Source organism: Gilliamella sp. ESL0441, from assembly GCF_019469185.1.
In the GTDB taxonomy this organism is placed as follows: Bacteria; Pseudomonadota; Gammaproteobacteria; order Enterobacterales; family Orbaceae; genus Gilliamella.
Map to the genome: position 1 here is coordinate 1131633 of NZ_CP048264.1, position 19333 is coordinate 1150965.

Below are 19333 nucleotides of genomic sequence, written 5' to 3' on the forward strand. Positions count from 1 at the left end.
AATATAGGTACATAAAATGACCAAAAACACAACCAATGTTAACACAGAAGATCGTTTAGAAATAAAAGCGATTACTGAAGCTCAAAACAGCTTAGATAGTATTTTATCTAAATTTCAATCTAGCTTATCAGGCTTAACCCAAGAAAACGCCAAATCCAGATTAGAACAATATGGCAAAAACGAAGTAGCTAGAGAAAAAGTTCCATCAGTTTTAATACAATTACTGATGGCTTTTAATAACCCCTTCATTTTTGTTTTATTAATACTTGCTATTGTCAGCTTCTTTACTGATTTTTGGTTACCTTTACAAAAGGGAGAAGAGACAGATCTTACCAGTATTATCATTATTCTAACGATGGTTTCGTTGAGTGGTTTGCTTCGTTTCTGGCAAGAGTTTCGTTCAAACAAAGCTGCTGAAGCACTTAAATCCATGATTCGGACAACTGCAACTGTATTAAGACGTCCACACAAAGATGTGAATCCTGAACACATTGAAATTCCGTTAAGCGAAATTGTCCCAGGTGATATCGTTTATTTATCTGCCGGCGATATGATTCCAGCAGATATTCGATTGATTGAGTCTCGAGATCTTTTTGTTAGCCAAGCCGTACTGACAGGCGAATCCATACCTGTTGAAAAATATGATACTTTAGGTGCGGTATCCCAAAAAACAACGGAAGAAGTTAATGTCTCGAACATAAATAAAGACAATATCTTAGACGTGAATAATGTCTGTTTTATGGGGACAAATGTTGTCAGTGGAACGGCTAAAGCAATTGTCGTTGCAACCGGAGCCGATACACATTTTGGTTCGTTGGCAAAATCGATCGTAGGTTCACGTGCAGAAACATCGTTTGATCGCGGCGTTAATAGTGTCAGTTGGTTACTGATTCGCTTTATGCTTATTATGGTGCCAATCGTTTTTGTTATTAATGGTATTTCGAAAGGGGATTGGGGTGATGCAGCCTTGTTTGCCTTAGCCGTTGCAGTAGGCTTAACACCTGAAATGCTACCTATGATTGTCAGCGCAAATCTTGCAAAAGGTGCGGTTGCGATGGCTAAACGTAAAGTGGTGGTTAAACGATTAAATGCCATTCAAAATTTTGGTGCTATGGACATTTTGTGTACTGATAAAACAGGCACATTGACCCAAGATAAAATCATATTAGAGCACCATCTTGATATTAACGGGCAAGTGGATCCCGCTGTGTTGGAATATGCATGGTTAAATAGTTATTATCAAAGCGGTATGAAGAATCTTATGGATAAAGCGATTATTCGTTTTACAGAAGAAAAAACCAGTGTCAAAAAAGTTGGAATTGGACTCTATAAAAAAATTGATGAACTGCCATTTGATTTTGTGCGTCGTCGTTTATCTGTTGTTGTTCAAAATGGAGATGATAACCATTTAATGATTTGTAAAGGGGCAGTTGAAGAAATGCTGTCGATTTCAAGTTATATTTATGAAAATGGTGAGTATTTGCCACTAGATGAGCAACGAAAACAGGCATTAATTGAACTTGCACATAATTATAATAAAGATGGTTTCAGAGTTTTAGCCGTTGGTTTAAAAAATATTCCTGCATCACAAACTAAAACACAATATAGTGTTCAAGATGAACAAGCGCTTGCAATACGCGGATTTTTAACCTTTTTAGATCCCCCTAAAGAGAGTGCTTATGAAGCTATTTCTGCGTTGAATGAGCATGGTGTCGGGGTAAAAGTACTCACTGGTGATAATGAAATTATCACGATTAAAGTCTGTCGAGAAGTCGGCTTGGAACCCGGTATTCCACTTCTGGGTACTGAAATTGAAAAAATGGATGATGATGAACTCAAAGAACAAATTGAGCAACGTACTATTTTTGCTAAATTAACACCTTTACAAAAATCACGAATCATCCGTTTATTACAAGAAAATGGTCATACAGTAGGCTTTTTAGGCGATGGTATTAATGATGCGCCAGCATTACGTGATGCTGATGTTGGGATTTCGGTTGATACAGCAACTGATATTGCAAAAGAATCCGCTGATATTATTTTACTTGAAAAGAGTTTAATGGTTTTAGAAGAGGGTGTAGTTTGTGGTCGAGAGACTTTTGGAAACATTATGAAATATCTCAATATGACTGCAAGCTCAAACTTTGGAAATATTTTTTCTGTCTTAGTTGCTAGTGCATTTTTACCCTTTTTGCCAATGCTTGCTATTCATCTGTTAATACAAAACCTATTATATGATATTTCCCAATTATCATTGCCATGGGATAAAATGGATGATGAGTTTTTACAAAAGCCACGCAAATGGGATGCGCAAAATATCAAAAGATTTATGATTTGGATTGGACCAACTTCATCTATTTTTGATATCACAACTTATGCATTAATGTGGTTTGTTTTCAGTGCAAATAGTATTGAAGCACAATCATTATTCCACTCTGGTTGGTTTATTGAAGGGTTACTTTCACAAACATTAGTGGTGCATATGCTAAGGACACAAAAAATTCCATTTATACAAAGTACAGCCGCTTTCCCGGTTATTGTGATGACCATACTTATTATGGCTATAGGAATTTATATTCCATTCTCACCAATAGGAAATTTAATTGGACTACAGCCTTTACCTTGGTCTTATTTCCCATGGTTAATTGCAACACTATTGTCTTACTGTTTTGTTGCTCAGTTCATGAAGCGAATCTATGTGAAACGCTTTGGTCAATGGTTCTAACTTCCATTATTAAAAGTAAAACGACAGGGATGTCGTTTATAAAATCGTCAAAATAATTGGTAATGTCTAAAATTTATGCTAAAGTAACCGCCAGCTAAAAATTATTGGAATTTAATAAAGAGTTCTCGCGTTAGAGAAAGCTAATAACTTTTTTTGAAAACCAAAATCTGGTGGTGTAATAATAACAACAAAAAGAGGAAATCTAATAATGAAAACTCCACACAAAAATATTATTGTATTAATTAAAAGCCGTAAGAAAAAAAGTACGCAAGCGGAAAAAAATTAATCACAAGTTCGAATTTTTTCAAGTCAATTATAATTAAGTTAGTTAGATTATATAAATAAACCCCTTTTTGGGGTTTATTTTTATAAAAGGTCAAATTTAAGTAATTTTAATCACTTTAAATGTGCTAAATTACCCAATAATAGTGTTCAGCTAAAAGTCCTTAAATAAAAGCATAAAATACCTATTCATTATTTTTTAAGATAGCGTGTATTTCATCTTTAAGTTTTAATTTCTGTTTTTTTAGATTTTCAATTGATTCTGATGTATCGACTTCAATCCCAGATTCAATATTTTTTATTTTCTGATCTAAAGCATTATGTTGATCAAACAGTTTTTGAAAACGTAAATCATTATTTTTCAATTTAGAAATTAATTCTCGATATTCTGGAAACATAGTCACTCCTTATGTTGGCTAACAAATGATTAAATAGAAGTTACTGCTATTTAAGCTTACAGTATTACTGATTGTTTTAATAGCAATTTTAATGAGGATTTAATATATGACTGAATCTATCGTGATTGCCAAAAGTAATGGTAAAGACCTATCTATTATAACCGCCTTAGCTAATCGTCATGGTTTAATTTCAGGGGCGACGGGCACTGGCAAAACAGTGACGCTTCAAAAGATGGCGGAAAGCTTTTCTAATATAGGTGTGCCAGTATTTTTGGCCGATGTTAAAGGAGACCTTACCGGTTTAGGAGAAGAAGGGATTTTAACTGATAAACTTAAAGATAGGTTAATCAATATTGGTGTCACTAATTGGCAACCAAAATCATCGCCAATCGAATTATGGGATGTTTTTGGAGAAAAAGGAATTCCTGTTCGAAGTACGGTATCAGACATTGGTCCTATCTTACTAGCTCGTCTTCTCAATCTTAATGATATTCAATCAGATGTATTACAATTAGTTTTTAAAATATCGGATGACAATAATCTATCTTTACTTGATTTTAAAGATTTACGTGCCTTAGTGCAGTTTATTGGTGATAATGCAAAAAAATTTACTTCGGAATATGGCAATATTTCGCTATCATCGATTGGCGCCATTCAACGTAGTTTGTTATCGCTTGATCAAGAAGGAGCTGAATATTTTTTAGGCGAACCAATGCTAGATATTCAGGATCTGATGCAAACCAATACTGATGGGCGCGGTATGATCAATATTTTATCAGCTGATAGATTATATAATTCCCCAAAATTATATTCAGTTTTCCTTTTATGGTTATTATCAGAACTGTTTGAACATATGCCTGAAATTGGCGATCCAGATAAACCAAAATTAGTGTTCTTTTTTGATGAAGCCCATTTATTGTTTAACGATATTTCACCTGCTTTACTTCAAAAGATTGAGCAGGTGGTAAGATTAATTCGTTCTAAAGGGGTTGGCATTTATTTTGTTACTCAAAATCCTACCGACATTCCAGACACTGTCTTGGGGCAACTTGGTAATCGTGTACAACATGCTCTAAGGGCATTCACCCCTAAGGATCAAAAAGCGGTAAAAGCAGCAGCCCAAACAATGAGAGCTAATCCTGATTTGGATACCGAAAAAGTGATTATGGAATTAGCTGTCGGTGAAGCGTTGATCTCTTTTTTAGATGAGAAAGGGCGCCCTAATATGGTAGAGCGAGGCTTTGTGATTGCACCAAATTCGAAAATAGGCCCAATTTCACCTGAAAAAATTCCAGAAATTATTCATCAATCGCCATATTACAGTAAATATGCTAATACCATTGATCGGCAATCCGCTTATGAACGAATAAAAGCGGGATTTACATTAAATGAGGGGAGTGAGACTCAATCATCAGATAATGAAAACTCGACAACATCCACAGAAAAATCAAGTAGCGGTAATTGGTTAAATATGTTAAGTTCTCTTTTTTTTGGGACTAAAGGACCACGAGGTGGGCAACAAGATGGTTTTGCCCAGAAAGTTGCAAAAAGTGCAACAAGACAAGTCGCTAATGAAATAGGTAGACGGATTACACGTGGTATTTTAGGGGGATTTAAAAAATAAATTAACCCTATCTTAGGATTAATCCGATATAGATATTAATTAAAGTAGAAGCAAAATAGGAGTGTTTGCAATGTTTAAATTATTCTTGGACTGGTATAAAAGACGATTCAGTGATCCTCATGTAGTCTCTTTGATTATGGTCATTGTTTGCCTTTTTTTTGTCCTTTATTTTTTTAATAAAATACTATTACCCGTTTTAATTGCCATTGTCCTGTCCTATTTGCTTGATACACCTGTTAATTACCTACACAAAAAAAGAATTCCAAGAACGTTGGCAGTCATTATTGTATTGTTTGTTTTTCTGTTTTTTGTTTTAGCTGGATTTATGATACTTGTTCCTTTAGTTTGGAATCAAAGTATTAGCTTAATAACGAATATTCCGAAAATGTTAAATTTTGCCAATAACTTCCTCAGTTCACTGCCCGAACACTATCCGGAACTTATTGACGTAAAATTATTTGATTCTATGATTCAAGGAATAACCAGCAAAGTGGTACAAACGGGTAATTCTTTATTACAATTCTCTATCGTTTCACTTTTTGGGCTTGTTTCGGTTGCAATCAATGCTGTTCTTGTGCCGATTATGATGTTTTTCTTTTTGAAAGATAAAGCAAAAATATGGGGTTATTGTTCTCGCCTCCTTCCTAAAAATCGTGGTGTCTTAAATAAAGTCGCCGCAGAAATGGATACGCAAATTGCTAATTATATTGTAGGCAATGTCTTGCATATTCTTATTCTCGGGATTAGCGTGTATATTCCATTTTGGTTTTTTGGTTTAGATTATGGATTATTATTAGCCGTGATTGTTGGGCTATCGGTTCTGATTCCTTATATTGGCATAATTATTTCCAGTATTCCGGTTGTTCTTATTGCGCTGTTTCAATGGGGAATTAGTCCTGAATTTGGATATTTAATGCTCTTTTATGTATTGATTCAAGCTTTAGATGGTAACTTGTTAGTGCCTTGTCTGTTTTCTGAAAAATTGAATCTTCATCCTTTAGTGATAATTTTAGCAGTCATTGTTTTTGGTGGGTTATGGGGATTTTGGGGAATATTCTTTGCAATCCCTCTGGCTACTTTGGTCAAAGCCATTATAAATGCATGGCCTAATCCGGATGAAATAAATAGTCGTAATAAGGTAAAAGCAGATTAGGCTAATCTGCTTTTGCAAATTTTATTTTGGGTGGTTTTTGAGATAATCTAAAACCACTTCATGATGATTACTGGTTTTGAAATCATCAAAAACTTGTTCGATTTTTCCATCTGTATCAATTAAGAAACTGATACGGTGAATACCATCATAAGTTTTTCCCATAAACTCTTTTTGACCCCAAGTACCAAAAGCCTCACATAATTCGTGATTTTCATCAGAAAGCAAAGTAAAGTTTAAAAGCTCTTTTTCTGAAAATCTTGATAATTTTTCGGGCTTATCTGTACTAATACCAATGATTACAACATTATATTTTTTTAAATCCTCGGCACAGTCTCGTAAATTACAGGCTTGCACGGTGCACCCTGGTGTCATGGCTTTGGGATAGAAATAGATCAACATACGCTGACCTTTAAAGTCTTTAGAGCTTATTTGCTCTCCATCTTGGTCAGGCAACGAAAATTGAGGTGCTTTTTCACCTTTTTTAAGTGGATTAACCATAAATTAATTACCTATGTTAATAGTTTAATATTCTAATCGCTAAAGGTATCAAAACTTTGTGTCATCAATTTAACTTATCTTACTAAAAAAACGACTTGCTGCTTCAATCGTATGATTGATTTCTTTATCTGAGTGCATAAGTGACATGAAACCTGCTTCAAAAGCTGATGGTGCAAAGTAAACACCTTCAGTGAGCATATGATGATAGAATTTTTTGAATAATTCAATATCACAATTCATTACATCTTGATAACTGCTTACTTCGAAAGCATTTGTAAAGAAAAATCCGAACATAGCACCAGCTTGATTGACAACAAAAGGGATTTTATGCTGTTTGGCAGCCGATAAAAGCCCATTGGTTAGCGTTTTGGTTTTCTCCTCTAATTCTTGATAAATACCTACATCCATTAATTTGGTTAAGGTTGCATAACCTGCTGCCATAGCCACTGGATTACCCGAGAGCGTGCCTGCTTGATAAATTGGGCCTGTCGGGGCAAGTTGTTGCATAATATCGGCTCGACCACCAAAAGCGCCAACCGGCATCCCTCCACCAATAATTTTACCTAGACAAGTCAAATCGGGGACAATGTCATAATAATCTTGCGCTCCACCTAGTGCTACCCTAAATCCTGTCATCACTTCATCAATAATTAACAATGCCCCATATTCATCACAAAGCGCTCTTAATCCTTGTAAAAACGATTTTTTAGCAGGTATGCAATTCATGTTGCCGGCTACAGGCTCAATAATAATTGCTGCAATATCATTTGGGTATTGTTCGAATTGCTTTTTGACCGATTCAAGATTGTTATAATCACATACTAAAGTATGTTTTACAAAATCATTAGGAACACCAGGTGAAGTAGGGTGACCGAAAGTAAGCGCTCCTGATCCAGCTTTGACTAATAGATAATCTGCATGTCCATGATAACAGCCTTCAAATTTAATGATTTTATCTCGCCCCGTAAAGCCTCGAGCCACACGTATTGCGCTCATTGTTGCTTCGGTACCAGAGTTTACCATACGGAGCATTTCAATCGATGGCATAATCTCTGTGACTAAATTTGCAACTTTAGTTTCGATTTCGGTTGGTGCACCAAAACTGAGTCCATGATGAACAGCTTGAATAACTGCGTTAGCAACATCAGGATCATTGTGTCCAAGAATCATTGGTCCCCATGAACCTACATAATCGATATAAGCATTTTGATCAACGTCATATATATAAGCACCATTGGCACGTTCAATAAATAATGGCGTTCCACCAACACCATTGAAAGCCCGTACCGGTGAATTTACTCCACCAGGCAAAACAGATAAAGCTTGGTGAAAATATTTTTCGGATTTTAATGACTTTGTTAACATATTCTGTGTTCTCATTGAAGAAATATGGTGGTATTTATTCATAGTTTTAAAATTATTTCAAGCAACCTAACAAAAATTTAAATAATAGAATTTTTCATTTTGTAATTTCATTTTTGGACAGTATATAATAAGCAGATCTAGATAGTAGGAGAAGAAAATGAGCAATGCTTTACCAATTAACTTTACTGATGCTGCTGCAAATAAAGTAAAGACTCTAATTACTGAAGAGGAAAACCCAAATCTTAAGTTAAGAGTCTATATCACTGGTGGTGGATGTAGTGGGTTTCAGTATGGTTTTACATTTGACGAAAAAGTAAATGAAGATGATTTGGCGATCGAAAAAAATGGTGTCTCATTAGTTATCGATCCTATGAGTTTACAATACTTAGTTGGCGGAACAATAGATTACGTAGAAGGTCTACAAGGTTCACGCTTTGTTGTCGATAATCCTAATGCAACAACGACTTGTGGTTGTGGCTCTTCATTTAGTGTCTAATGACTAGACTACTTGTATTGAATTTTCTAATCAAATTTATAAAACATTGATTCAGAAAAGTGACAATGTCACATTTGACTGGTTATCTATTCAAATTTTATCTCATATCAACTGCCATATGGCAGTTTAGCCAAAGTTTATTAAGTTTTCATCCAGTAATTAAAGTAAATTTTGTAGGATAACTTAAAGCGAATGGTTATGGGCAGCGCTGTTTTCTTAGAAGAATTAAATGTAATCAATATCTAAATAGTGATTACAAATATTCGCAAACAGATAGACACCACCTTACAAATAGAACCGGAAGACGAAACCATTTAAATCACCGCCGCCCCCTTTTTACACAAAAGATGGCTGGAAAGACGCCACCGACCTCACCGAACAAGACCAAATACAAACCAAAAATAAAAAATGGTATCGTGTAAAAGGGCAAAACTTTCTTTATACTAAGAAAAAAGTCTATAATTTTGAAGTTGAAGATTGGCACACCTACTTTGTCGGCAAACTCGCTTGGCTGGTGCATAATGCTAAGCCTTGTTTTTCTACAATGATAAGAGAATCCCAAACATGGTATCTCTTGGTGATAAGGTTTACCTCCATGTAGATAATATGAAGGGTTATCGGGGGATATTTTAAAATATGCATCTAAAAAGGTGTAAGTATAATTGATGATATTTCAGTATTATTCGAAAAGTGATTAATGATGAGCAAATATAACTTTCAGTTTAAAGAATACAATTGGATAAAAAAGAGTTTAAATTCAGAAGAAAACACACTCAACAATATCAAAGAAAACTATTTAGATAATAATCTTAACAAAGAAGAATTAGAGTTAATTAAAAATCCTAAAAAATGGGCTGAATATGCCTTTTCAAGCCACAATCATCAACAATATTATGTGACAATCTTAGCCGGAGAAACTCCCTTAGCTTGCATAAACAATTCATTTTATGGAATTGACATTAGCTTTTTAGAATATAATCACGAAGGAGAATTGGTAAAATATTTATGGATGGTATACAACAGATACAATATGGATTTATATTTTAAAACAAATAAATTAATAAATTGGGATGATAATAATTTATTTTTATCTCAAGTGGAGGTAACAAAAGAAGATACAAAAAATAAAATCCATAATAAAGCATTATTTAAGTATAGTAAAAAATTGCTAAAATGGACATCAGTTCTTAATAATAAACAAGATGGTACTTATAAACGAGAAGATAAAGAAACAAAAGTCAATTTGACTGGTAATTTTATTCGTTCACCTAAACATTATTTAGATTACGAATATTTATTAGATTATCAAAACATTTTAAAACCTGAATATTTAAATTTACCATAATATTTTATTGTGCATTCTTTTAGTTATTAAAAAAACCGAACGTAATGCGGAAAAATTTTCAAAGAAGTTTTAAAATGAACTAAAAAGAATTAAGAAAATCATTATGATAAAGGTTGAAAATTTAATAGGATTATCCATAACGCAGTTTTTCTGTAAAAAATTTGATTCCAATTCGACAGGTTATACTGAAATAGTCGTGCAAATATCAAACTATTATCTACAAATTACTGTGAATGATGATACTGATGAACTTATCGTTCATATTCCTTCCCTAATAGAAACTAACCAATATTTTATTCCAGATTGATCAAATAATTTAACAAATAAATCCCTAATGCAACTTTGGGGCATTGAAAATGAAAAAAGATATTCTGATTTACTCTGTCTAGGTATTGATGAAGTCATACCTAGTATCGTATTTTCATCTTTAGCTTCTGAAATAAAAGTCGGATTAGTCAATTATGGTTCAGTTTAATGACAGCAATTAAAGAACTGATAAATAATACAAAAACTGAATTTTATTTCCTCGATCAGCCACTAAAGTGATTTTGGAGAAGAAAGATCATCACCTTTCAATAATAATATATAATGATAAGAAAAATTTTGAATTTCTTAATCCTTTTAGGACACCAGTTGTATGAATATAGAAGAATTAAAAGCGAAGTATGAAAAATACATTGGAACAGATGAGTTTATGGATCATGTTTTTGAATTAAAAAAAGATTTGTTAGCGTCAGATTCCAATGAATTTTTAGAATATCATTATTTATTAATGAACAATAAGAATTTGGATAGTGGTGAAAGAGACTTAATAAAATCTTTCTTTTACTCAGAAGTCGTTAATGAAAGAGATAAAACTAAAGTCGGTGAGTTTCTATTAAAAAAATTTGAACAAGAAAAAACACACCAAAAGCAAGCAGAATTGATTAAAATTTTAGGACATCTAAGATATTCTAAAGTCAAAAAACTCGCCATCCAAGAAATAAAATCGCCTGAATATGAGTTACGCTTTGCCAGTATCATTGTATTGGGCTGGATTGGTAATTCAAAAGACTTAGGGTATTTGAATGAACGTATGTTAAATGATCCGGAAGGAACATTACGTCAATGTGGCGCTGCTGCGATGAGGCAAATTTGGTTTCGTCATAAATCAACGAAATTAAAAATAACCCAATATATCAATAGTGCGATAAGAAATGAAACAAATCCCGATGCTTTAACCGGCATGATTATCACGATTCAAGATTTATATAGAAAGAAATTAGGAATTAAAGAAAGTCATTATGGCGATCTATCGGGAGATGTTACCAAAGCAAAAGAAAAATGTATTAAAGAGTTAGATAAAATTGAGTTAAAGATGAAATTATTTTTATATGACATTGAAACAGAAGAAGAAATAGAACCCGAAGAATATACATTAGATGAAGCATTAGATGAATTTTATTACCTGTCGGAAGAGGAAGACTCTTTTTTAGGAATTATAGATGATGAAGATAGATGTATTCAGTTTCTATTTGTTTCCGACAATAAATGGTTGGTAGACATTCCGCGAGTTGCTGAAAATTATACCCTACAAAAATATGCAGATTATGATGAATGTGTAGATATGATTGAAAAAGTATATGAATTAAAAGAAATAGTCCAGTTTTCGGGAATGAAAAAAGTAGAATTAAGGAAAATCAATGATTAACCTTATATTAAATACATCATTATGAAATTTGATTTAATCATTGAAAAACCATTAACGAAGCTAACTGACTTTAAGTTTGAGTTATATGATAAAGATTCCTTAACAGAGGCACTTTCTATCATTGACGATGCTATTTATGAAACTCATAAAATAAAGTTTTATTTCAATTCACTAGGTGAAGTATGGAACGTTACTGTATTTGGAGATCTCTCTGTTTTTCTGGAACAATTAGCTGATATATTAAAAGTCACAAAAGGTATTAAAAAACAACATATCTTAGATTTTTACGAAGTAGGAACAAATAGAAAATTACTTTTAATTCATGATAAAAAAATAGTTGAAATTAAAAACATTTCAACTACTGGTTGGACCCCTTCTATAACCGCTGAAACACAAGATAATTTAGATATTCAAATATTATTTTTTGTTAACAAATTGAAAAGTATTATAGAAATAATATGCCCAGAAGTGAATCAAATAGCTAAAATAAAAGAATGGTATAATTCATTTCAATAAAATGAAAATACAAAACATAAAATATATTGATGAACTCACTAATAAATATGCTTCCGGTACGGTTATTTAAAATACCGAACATAATGCGGGAAAAATTCTGGAGAAGTTTTAAAATGTGCTAAAAAGAATTAAGAAAATCATTATGATAAAAATCGAAAACTTAATAGGATTATCCATAACTCAGTTTTACTGTAAAAAATTTGATTCCAATACCACAGGTTATATTGAAATAGTAGTACAAATATCCAAATATTTTTTACAAATTACTGTGAATGATGATACCGATGAACTTATTGTTCATATTCCTTCCCTAATAGAAACTAACCAATATTTTATTCCAGATTGGGCAAATAATTTTACAAATAAATCCCTCATGCAACTTTGGGGCATTGAAAATGAAAAAGGATATTCTGATTTACTCTGTCTAGGTATTGATGAAGTAATACCTAGTATCGTATTTTCATCTTTAGCTTCTGAAATAAAAGTCGGATTAGTCAATTATGAAATTGAGAATTGTAAAATTAAATGAGACAAGTAGAAAATTGGCATACCTACTTTGTCGGCAAACTCGCTTACCCGGTAAAAACAGCAAAACCGGCAGGGAGGTATTTGAAAGGATGATGCAAGGATTAGAAAGGCAGGAAATCAGCGAATTAAAGAATTTTGGGATAAACATTCAAATATATGGAGAAATAAAAAAGAAGCAGATATGTCCCATAAAGTAGACGCCGTAAGTTGGTGGAACAGAGTAGGACGAAAATTTGGCGCCAAAAGCAAAGAAGTACGCAAATGGATGTTAGACAGCAAAAATTACGAACTCGAATATTATAGAATTAACCGTAGCAGGGGAGGAATGTTAAACGAAACGTATAAACCTCCGCTAAAATAAAAACAGAAATAAAAATTATGGCAAGTATAGAATTACCGGAAGAACTACAAAGTAAAATTAATACATTAGTTTTAAAAGCAAGAGATAGCATACAAAAGAAACACTATTCAGAATTTATCAAATTCCAATATGAAAAGTGGGATCTATTACCTGAACATAAAAGTCAATGGGAAAAAAGTTATAGAATAGCAAAAACAATGATTACATTTTTCATAAAATATAATATTAATTTTTCAGAAGCTAAAAAATGGTTAATGACGTTAAAAAAACTAGATGATATCCAAAAACAACATCCAGGTGAATTTTTTTTAATGAAAGGTAAAATTGAATATGAGGAAAAAAAATATGATGAAGCTTTTAAATCTTTTTCTATTGCTTTTACAAAATCAGAAGGTCATTGTTTTGGACAAGAAGATGGAATTTATCAAGAGTTTTATTTAGAATACAAGAAGTAGTAACAAATATACCTACAAACCTCCGCTAAAATAAAAAAGGGATAAAAATTATGGCAGTATTGGACAAAAAATTACAGGATGAAATTGAAACATTAACCGATTTGGCCTATGAAAAGTTTCTAAACAATGAAATTGAAGAATCTTTTATTTTATCAGAACAAGCATGGGACTTATATCCAGATCCCAAAGAAAATTGGAATGAGGCTTATAATACAGCTAGTTCAATTGTTGATGATTGTCTTAAAATTAAAGATTTTGAACGTGCAAAAAAATGGCTTAATAATATGATTATGGTTAATAACAACTTGCATCTTAATGATGAAGACTTAAATTTCTATCTTGGAAAGTATTTTTTTGAAATAGGTGATTATTTAAAAGCTAAAGAAGAATGGGATAATGCTGTATCTTTAGCAGGATATAGAGTTTTTGAAGGTGAAGACCCTAGATACATAGATTTTTACCGACATCCTGAAAAGTATTTAAAAAATTAAACATATAAAGGATATAAACGATATGGAATTAACAGATGAATTATACATTCAAATTGTTTCTGAATTAGAAGAAGGAGACCTATACGCCGAAGCAGGAAAATTTAAAAAAGCGATTGAAAAATACGAATCTGCTTTAAATTTAGTTCCTCTCCAAAAAGAAGACTGGGAAATTAGTTTACATATTTACACGGCAATGGCAGATAGTTATTTCAATCTAGGCAATTTTCAACAAGCCAATAACAACTATGAACAAGCTTTAAAATGTCCTGACGGATTAAGAAACGGCTATGTATGGTTAGGGCTTGGAGAAACGTATTATGAATTAAATAATATAGATAAAGCTAAAGATGCATTGATGAGCGCTTATATGCTTGAAGGAAAAGAAATATTTGAAGACGAAGACAATAAATACTTTTCTCTAATACAAGATGATATTTGATAAATAATTTGTTTATTAAACTCTGGTAAATGGTAATTCTAAAAAATAAGAATAAAGACCATAAACTAAATGTAGAAGATTATGGTTATCCATTTTCCAGAGAATATTGGGATTCTAATTGGCTCAGTATTAATATTGAAATTAAAGATTTCAAGACAATCTTTTTTTGATAATAAAGACAATTGTCTTTTAACAATAGAATTAGTTAAATTAAAAGAATGGTTAAGTTATTTGAAAAATATTAATTTTGATGAAGCTGATGAAATTCATTTTATGGAACCCATCTTATCGATTAAATTTAAGAATAATCAGTTTGAAATAGTTTTAAGGTATAAATTAAACCCTAAATACATAGAGGATTTTGATTCGGAATATTCATTGTTCTTTAGCGTTAATCAAAAAGAAATACTGAATATCATTGTACAACTAGAACGCTATATTAAAAAATATCCGGAAAAACAAATATGAACTATTCAGAATTTAAAGAAAACCTAAAAAAATAACGAATTAAAATGTACCCGTATTTGTACCCGTAAAAAATTTAGATTGATAGAAAAGTGATTAAATGGATTAGGATAGTCGAAATCTACAACGCTTTATATAATATAAGTTTTGCAGAGATATGAATAAAAGTGAAGAAAAATAAGAAAATTATAATGGTGCCCGGGGCGAGACTTGAACTCGCACGGCCAAAAAGGCCGAGGGATTTTAAATCCCTTGTGTCTACCGATTTCACCACCCGGGCTCAAAACTGATTACTAAAAAGTAAATGCGTTTTGAATGGAGAGCATTTTACCCATCTTAATTTTAACGTCAATAGAAAAATTAAAAAAATTGATTAATTGCACAATGTTTATCATTATTTCGGTTAAGGATTGAAGAATTTTCTAATCTGGTTGAATTTATCAGCGATAAAAACAGATGAACGATGTTAAGGAAAATAAACAATAGCTTTCTAACGAACAAAAGAATGGCAAAATAAAAAAATGAGTTTTTGAACTTTAGTAATTGAAAGTGTCATCAATTATAAATATTTATTGAAACTATAGTTATTTTGAACCTATTCATCGAGTGATTTAACTATAAATAATCGAGAGTAAAGTATATACTTCTAAAAAATTTATATTATTCCAGCTTGTAAATTATCATTGTTCAACAAGGATCAATAAATATGATTATAGGTAATATTGACCATTTAAATTTAGTCCCTTATTTGCCCGCTAAAATAAAACAATCGATCGAATATATCAAAGATAATGTTAATCAAAATACGCCTATTGGACGTTATGAAATTGACGGTGATAAAATATTTTTTATGCTATCAGATAGTACAACACGTCACATTGATCAGGCTAACCCTGAATATCATCAAAAATATATTGATGTACAAATTGTTCTAGATGGTCCGGAAGGTATGGCGATTAATACCTTACCACCTTATACCAACATGCTCGATGATCAACTTACAACCAATGATATTGCATTTGTTGAAACGCCGAAGGAAGAAACATTACTCGTTTTGCATTCAAACGATTTTATTATCTTTTTTCCTAATGAGGTACATAAGCCTTTGTGTGCGTTGGTCAATGAAATCACCAACGTACGTAAAGTTGTAATTAAAATAGCCTTAGATTGTCTCTAAATTAGGATTAATGCTCTAAATTGAAATTTATTTGGAGCAGGCTAATATCAGATGACTACTTAAACCTCATCTAAACAGATAAATTTATGATATAGAGATAGCGCGTTAAATATTATGTTAAGCACGGAAAATAAGCTTATATAGGCACATTTAGCTTAAATGTTTAGATACGATTATCTTATTATGAAATTTAGCATTGTGTATTGCATATTGATTTTATTTATTAAATTAGTTGTTCAAATATAGATTTTGCATTGCATATTAACTTATCAAATATCAATTAGTACTATATTTCATCACTCATTACTGGTATAATATACAGTTAATTTTTCATTTCAATTGTTCAAAAAACATACTTAAGAAGAGATCTATGTCAATTAAAGATATCGATATTCGAGGTGCGAGAACGCACAACTTAAAAAATATTAATGTCATTATTCCACGCGATAAACTTGTCGTTATTACCGGGCTTTCAGGTTCTGGTAAATCTTCATTAGCATTTGATACGCTTTATGCAGAAGGGCAACGGCGTTATGTCGAGTCGCTATCTGCTTACGCACGACAGTTTTTATCATTAATGGAAAAACCCGATGTTGATCACATTGAAGGATTATCACCAGCGATTTCAATTGAACAAAAATCTACATCGCATAATCCACGTTCAACGGTCGGTACGATTACTGAAATTTATGATTATCTCAGGTTACTTTTTGCCCGAATAGGGGAACCTCGTTGTCCGAATCATAATTTACCGTTAGCAGCGCAAACAGTATCGCAAATGGTCGATAGCATTATGGCATTACCAGTTGAAAATCGTTATATGCTGCTCGCACCGGTGGTGACTGAACGTAAAGGTGAATTTGTTAAGCTATTTGAACAACTTTCAGCAAGTGGCTATATACGGGTAAGGGTAGACGGTGATGTATATGATTTATCTGATCCTCCACAACTTGAATTACAAAAGAAACACACTATTGAAGTTGTCGTCGACCGTTTTCGTATTCGTGACGATCTAAAATTACGTCTGGCAGAATCAATTGAAACAGCATTATCCATTACCAATGGTATAGTTAAAGTAGCCAACTTGGATGATCCAAAAGCTGAAGAAAAAATATTTTCGGCTAATTTTGCCTGCCCTATCTGTGGTTACAGCATTTCTGAATTAGAACCTCGTTTATTTTCATTTAATAATCCAGCAGGTGCATGTCCAGAATGTGATGGTTTAGGTGTTCAACAGTACTTTGATCCTAAACGCATTGTACAAATGCCTGAAGTTTCATTAGCTGCGGGGGCAATAAAAGGATGGGATCGTCGTAACTTCTACTATTTTCAGATGTTAAAATCGTTAGCAGATCACTATAAATTTGATATTGATAAGCCTTACGAAAAATTACCTGAAAAAATAAAAGATATTTTATTAAATGGTTCAGGTAGTACCGAAATTACGTTTGTTTATACCAATGATCGTGGTGATGTTGTTAAACGTAAACATACTTTTGAAGGTATTATAAATAACTTAACGCGTCGCTACAAAGAAACCGAATCACAAACGATTCGTGAAGAGTTAGCTAAATACATCAGTAACCGCCCATGTCCTTGTTGTCATGGTTCAAGGTTATGTACAACCGCAAGACATGTATTTATTAACGATACAAATTTACCGACAATTAGTGATTTAAGTACTCAACAAGCAAAAGAATTTTTTGACAACTTAGTGTTAACAGGTCAACGCGCCCAAATTGCAGAAAAAATTCTGAAAGAAATTAATGACCGATTGCAGTTTTTAATTAATGTTGGACTTAATTATTTAACGTTATCACGTTCGGCAGAAACCTTATCCGGCGGTGAAGCGCAACGTATTCGCTTAGCCAGTCAAATCGGTGCCGGTTTAGTTGGCGTAATGTATGTACTTGATGAGCCTTCTATCGGTCTCCATCAGCGTGATAATACTCGCTTAATTGATACATTGACTCATTTACGTGATTTAGGTAATACCGTCATTGTGGTTGAACACGATGAAGAAGCGATTATGGCTGCCGATTACGTGATTGATATTGGTCCAGGGGCAGGGGTTCACGGGGGCGAAGTTGTGGCTCAAGGCACACCTAAACAAATTATGGAAAATAATGCATCGCTAACAGGAAAATATTTATCCGGTAAAGAAAAAATCGAAATCCCCGCAACACGTACTAAAGTTGATAAAAAACGGATGTTATCGCTTATTGGGGCAACGGGTAATAATCTTAAAGATGTCACATTAAATATTCCGGTCGGACTTTTTACCTGTATCACTGGGGTATCGGGATCGGGCAAATCCACTTTAATTAATGATACTTTATACCCACTCGCTCAAAATGAACTCAATGGCGCTGAAAAAAGTGATATTGCACCTTATAAATCCATTAAAGGTCTTAACTTTTTTGATAAAGTTATCGCGATAGATCAAAGCCCGATTGGACGAACGCCACGTTCAAATCCTGCTACTTATACCGGATTTTTTACATCGATTCGTGAGCTTTATGCAGGGGTACCTGAAGCACGAGCCAGAGGGTATAATCCGGGGCGATTTAGCTTTAATGTAAAAGGTGGACGTTGTGAGGCTTGTCAAGGCGATGGCTTAATTAAAGTTGAGATGCACTTTTTACCTGATATTTATGTGCCATGTGATCAATGTCATGGTGCACGCTATAATCGTGAAACGCTTGAGATCAAATACAAAGGTAAATCTATCAACGAAATTTTAAATATGACCGTTGAAGAAGGGCGTGAATTTTTTGATGCGGTTCCAATGATCTCTCGAAAATTACAAACCCTGATTGATGTTGGTTTGGCTTACATTACCATTGGTCAATCAGCAACGACATTATCGGGTGGGGAAGCTCAGCGAGTTAAATTAGCTAAAGAACTATCAAAACGTGACACCGGTAGTACGCTCTACATTTTAGATGAGCCAACAACTGGTTTGCACTTTGCCGATGTTAAACAATTACTTGCACAATTGCATACTTTACGTGACAAAGGTAATACTATTGTCGTCATTGAACATAATTTAGATGTCGTCAAAACCGCTGATTGGATCGTGGATCTTGGGCCAGAAGGGGGAAATGGTGGCGGTGAAATAATTGCCGAAGGTACACCAGAAGAGGTTGCAAAATCGAAAATATCTTACACAGGACAATATTTAAAACCTCTGTTAGAAAAACAAAAAAATAAGTAAAATAGTCTGAACATAACTTAAAGTATTTATCAAAGTTGGGCGTTTCAACCCAACTTTGTTTTTTTGTTAATGTGAATATTAGGCTTATAATGAACAGTATTGATTGAT

The 19333-nt window shown here is 32.8% G+C and carries 19 protein-coding genes, 1 tRNA gene and 2 pseudogenes; 18 read left to right on the forward strand and 4 right to left on the reverse strand.

Translation table 11 applies throughout. The annotated features are described in order from the left end of the window. The first annotated feature begins 16 nt into the window (after window positions 1–16). Window positions 17–2725 carry a magnesium-translocating P-type ATPase gene (mgtA, locus tag GYM75_RS04995; protein ID WP_220217062.1) on the forward strand — a complete coding sequence of 903 codons (2709 nt, stop codon included), beginning with the start codon at window positions 17–19 and terminating at the stop codon, window positions 2723–2725. 467 nt (window positions 2726–3192) lie between these two features. On the opposite strand, the gene GYM75_RS05000 is transcribed toward mgtA, so the two are convergent. Then, window positions 3193–3405, reverse strand: coding sequence for a YdcH family protein (locus tag GYM75_RS05000; protein ID WP_220217063.1), 213 nt, complete (start codon window positions 3403–3405; stop codon window positions 3193–3195). Window positions 3406–3511: 106 nt separating this feature from the next. Between GYM75_RS05000 and GYM75_RS05005 the strand changes: the two genes are divergently transcribed. Both GYM75_RS05005 and GYM75_RS05010 read left to right on the forward strand, forming a co-directional pair. Continuing rightward, window positions 3512–5029: a helicase HerA-like C-terminal domain-containing protein gene (locus GYM75_RS05005; RefSeq protein WP_220217064.1), complete on the forward strand. Its 1518-nt coding sequence runs from the start codon at window positions 3512–3514 to the stop codon at window positions 5027–5029. A 70-nt stretch (window positions 5030–5099) separates the two neighbouring features. Then, window positions 5100–6182: an AI-2E family transporter gene (locus tag GYM75_RS05010; RefSeq protein ID WP_220217065.1), complete on the forward strand. Its 1083-nt coding sequence runs from the start codon at window positions 5100–5102 to the stop codon at window positions 6180–6182. A 21-nt stretch (window positions 6183–6203) separates the two neighbouring features. Here the strand turns inward: GYM75_RS05010 and bcp are convergent, their stop codons facing one another. Both bcp and hemL read right to left on the reverse strand, forming a co-directional pair. Further along, window positions 6204–6680: a thioredoxin-dependent thiol peroxidase gene (bcp, locus tag GYM75_RS05015; protein WP_220217066.1), complete on the reverse strand. Its 477-nt coding sequence runs from the start codon at window positions 6678–6680 to the stop codon at window positions 6204–6206. Between the two features lie 69 nt (window positions 6681–6749). Next, the gene (hemL, locus tag GYM75_RS05020; RefSeq protein ID WP_220217067.1) at window positions 6750–8045 is read right to left on the reverse strand and encodes a glutamate-1-semialdehyde 2,1-aminomutase; all 1296 of its coding nucleotides are present in this window, start codon (window positions 8043–8045) and stop codon (window positions 6750–6752) included. A 157-nt stretch (window positions 8046–8202) separates the two neighbouring features. Here hemL and erpA point away from each other — a divergent pair, with 157 nt between their 5' ends. From erpA to GYM75_RS05085, 13 genes and pseudogenes are all read left to right on the forward strand, one after another. Continuing rightward, window positions 8203–8541, forward strand: coding sequence for an iron-sulfur cluster insertion protein ErpA (gene erpA, locus GYM75_RS05025; protein WP_220217068.1), 339 nt, complete (start codon window positions 8203–8205; stop codon window positions 8539–8541). A gap of 343 nt (window positions 8542–8884) precedes the next feature. Next, window positions 8885–9142: pseudogene (locus tag GYM75_RS12375) on the forward strand (polymorphic toxin-type HINT domain-containing protein); the annotation flags it as partial. A gap of 96 nt (window positions 9143–9238) precedes the next feature. After that, window positions 9239–9886 (forward strand): hypothetical protein, encoded by a 648-nt coding sequence (locus GYM75_RS05035; protein WP_220217069.1) that lies wholly within the window; start codon window positions 9239–9241, stop codon window positions 9884–9886. A gap of 103 nt (window positions 9887–9989) precedes the next feature. Beyond that, window positions 9990–10193: a hypothetical protein gene (locus GYM75_RS05040; RefSeq protein ID WP_220217070.1), complete on the forward strand. Its 204-nt coding sequence runs from the start codon at window positions 9990–9992 to the stop codon at window positions 10191–10193. Window positions 10194–10214: 21 nt separating this feature from the next. Further along, window positions 10215–10361, forward strand: a pseudogene (locus tag GYM75_RS05045) (DUF6334 family protein); the annotation flags it as partial. 162 nt (window positions 10362–10523) lie between these two features. Next, window positions 10524–11576, forward strand: coding sequence for a HEAT repeat domain-containing protein (locus GYM75_RS05050; protein ID WP_220217072.1), 1053 nt, complete (start codon window positions 10524–10526; stop codon window positions 11574–11576). A gap of 21 nt (window positions 11577–11597) precedes the next feature. Next, window positions 11598–12092, forward strand: coding sequence for a hypothetical protein (locus GYM75_RS05055; RefSeq protein WP_220217073.1), 495 nt, complete (start codon window positions 11598–11600; stop codon window positions 12090–12092). A 142-nt stretch (window positions 12093–12234) separates the two neighbouring features. Then, on the forward strand, window positions 12235–12621 hold the full coding sequence (locus tag GYM75_RS05060) for a DUF6334 family protein (RefSeq protein ID WP_220217074.1): 387 nt from the start codon (window positions 12235–12237) through the stop codon (window positions 12619–12621). Window positions 12622–12801: 180 nt separating this feature from the next. Further along, window positions 12802–12981, forward strand: a complete 180-nt coding sequence (locus GYM75_RS12380) for a GH-E family nuclease (RefSeq protein WP_220217075.1) — start codon at window positions 12802–12804, stop codon at window positions 12979–12981. A gap of 17 nt (window positions 12982–12998) precedes the next feature. After that, window positions 12999–13436, forward strand: coding sequence for a hypothetical protein (locus GYM75_RS05070; RefSeq protein WP_220217076.1), 438 nt, complete (start codon window positions 12999–13001; stop codon window positions 13434–13436). A gap of 50 nt (window positions 13437–13486) precedes the next feature. Next, entirely contained in the window at window positions 13487–13927 is a 441-nt protein-coding gene (locus tag GYM75_RS05075; RefSeq protein ID WP_220217077.1) for a hypothetical protein, read from the forward strand. Window positions 13928–13949: 22 nt separating this feature from the next. Further along, window positions 13950–14366 carry a tol-pal system YbgF family protein gene (locus tag GYM75_RS05080; RefSeq protein WP_220217078.1) on the forward strand — a complete coding sequence of 139 codons (417 nt, stop codon included), beginning with the start codon at window positions 13950–13952 and terminating at the stop codon, window positions 14364–14366. An 81-nt stretch (window positions 14367–14447) separates the two neighbouring features. Then, window positions 14448–14834, forward strand: a complete 387-nt coding sequence (locus tag GYM75_RS05085) for a hypothetical protein (protein WP_220217079.1) — start codon at window positions 14448–14450, stop codon at window positions 14832–14834. Between the two features lie 189 nt (window positions 14835–15023). Here GYM75_RS05085 and GYM75_RS05090 read toward each other — a convergent pair. Further along, window positions 15024–15111, reverse strand: a tRNA-Leu gene (locus tag GYM75_RS05090). Between the two features lie 426 nt (window positions 15112–15537). Here GYM75_RS05090 and GYM75_RS05095 point away from each other — a divergent pair. Beyond that, on the forward strand, window positions 15538–16008 hold the full coding sequence (locus tag GYM75_RS05095; protein WP_220217080.1) for a YhcH/YjgK/YiaL family protein: 471 nt from the start codon (window positions 15538–15540) through the stop codon (window positions 16006–16008). 376 nt (window positions 16009–16384) lie between these two features. After that, window positions 16385–19225, forward strand: coding sequence for an excinuclease ABC subunit UvrA (gene uvrA / locus GYM75_RS05100; protein ID WP_363317434.1), 2841 nt, complete (start codon window positions 16385–16387; stop codon window positions 19223–19225). The last annotated feature ends 108 nt before the right edge of the window (window positions 19226–19333 follow it).

Bases quoted from the DNA above. Each gene is read 5' to 3' on its own strand.
- GYM75_RS05005 (WP_220217064.1), top strand. From the start codon at position 3,512: ATGACTGAATCTATCGTGATTGCCAAAAGTAATGGTAAAGACCTATCT.
- GYM75_RS05010 (WP_220217065.1), top strand. From the start codon at position 5,100: ATGTTTAAATTATTCTTGGACTGGTATAAAAGACGATTCAGTGATCCT.
- GYM75_RS05040 (WP_220217070.1), top strand. From the start codon at position 9,990: ATGATAAAGGTTGAAAATTTAATAGGATTATCCATAACGCAGTTTTTC.
- GYM75_RS05075 (WP_220217077.1), top strand. From the start codon at position 13,487: ATGGCAGTATTGGACAAAAAATTACAGGATGAAATTGAAACATTAACC.
- erpA (WP_220217068.1), top strand. From the start codon at position 8,203: ATGAGCAATGCTTTACCAATTAACTTTACTGATGCTGCTGCAAATAAA.
- GYM75_RS05070 (WP_220217076.1), top strand. From the start codon at position 12,999: ATGGCAAGTATAGAATTACCGGAAGAACTACAAAGTAAAATTAATACA.
- mgtA (WP_220217062.1), top strand. From the start codon at position 17: ATGACCAAAAACACAACCAATGTTAACACAGAAGATCGTTTAGAAATA.
- GYM75_RS05050 (WP_220217072.1), top strand. From the start codon at position 10,524: ATGAATATAGAAGAATTAAAAGCGAAGTATGAAAAATACATTGGAACA.
- GYM75_RS05085 (WP_220217079.1), top strand. From the start codon at position 14,448: ATGGTTATCCATTTTCCAGAGAATATTGGGATTCTAATTGGCTCAGTA.
- GYM75_RS12380 (WP_220217075.1), top strand. From the start codon at position 12,802: ATGTCCCATAAAGTAGACGCCGTAAGTTGGTGGAACAGAGTAGGACGA.
- GYM75_RS05035 (WP_220217069.1), top strand. From the start codon at position 9,239: ATGATGAGCAAATATAACTTTCAGTTTAAAGAATACAATTGGATAAAA.
- GYM75_RS05095 (WP_220217080.1), top strand. From the start codon at position 15,538: ATGATTATAGGTAATATTGACCATTTAAATTTAGTCCCTTATTTGCCC.
- GYM75_RS05000 (WP_220217063.1), bottom strand. From the start codon at position 3,405: ATGTTTCCAGAATATCGAGAATTAATTTCTAAATTGAAAAATAATGAT.
- bcp (WP_220217066.1), bottom strand. From the start codon at position 6,680: ATGGTTAATCCACTTAAAAAAGGTGAAAAAGCACCTCAATTTTCGTTG.
- GYM75_RS05055 (WP_220217073.1), top strand. From the start codon at position 11,598: ATGAAATTTGATTTAATCATTGAAAAACCATTAACGAAGCTAACTGAC.
- GYM75_RS05060 (WP_220217074.1), top strand. From the start codon at position 12,235: ATGATAAAAATCGAAAACTTAATAGGATTATCCATAACTCAGTTTTAC.
- hemL (WP_220217067.1), bottom strand. From the start codon at position 8,045: ATGTTAACAAAGTCATTAAAATCCGAAAAATATTTTCACCAAGCTTTA.
- GYM75_RS05080 (WP_220217078.1), top strand. From the start codon at position 13,950: ATGGAATTAACAGATGAATTATACATTCAAATTGTTTCTGAATTAGAA.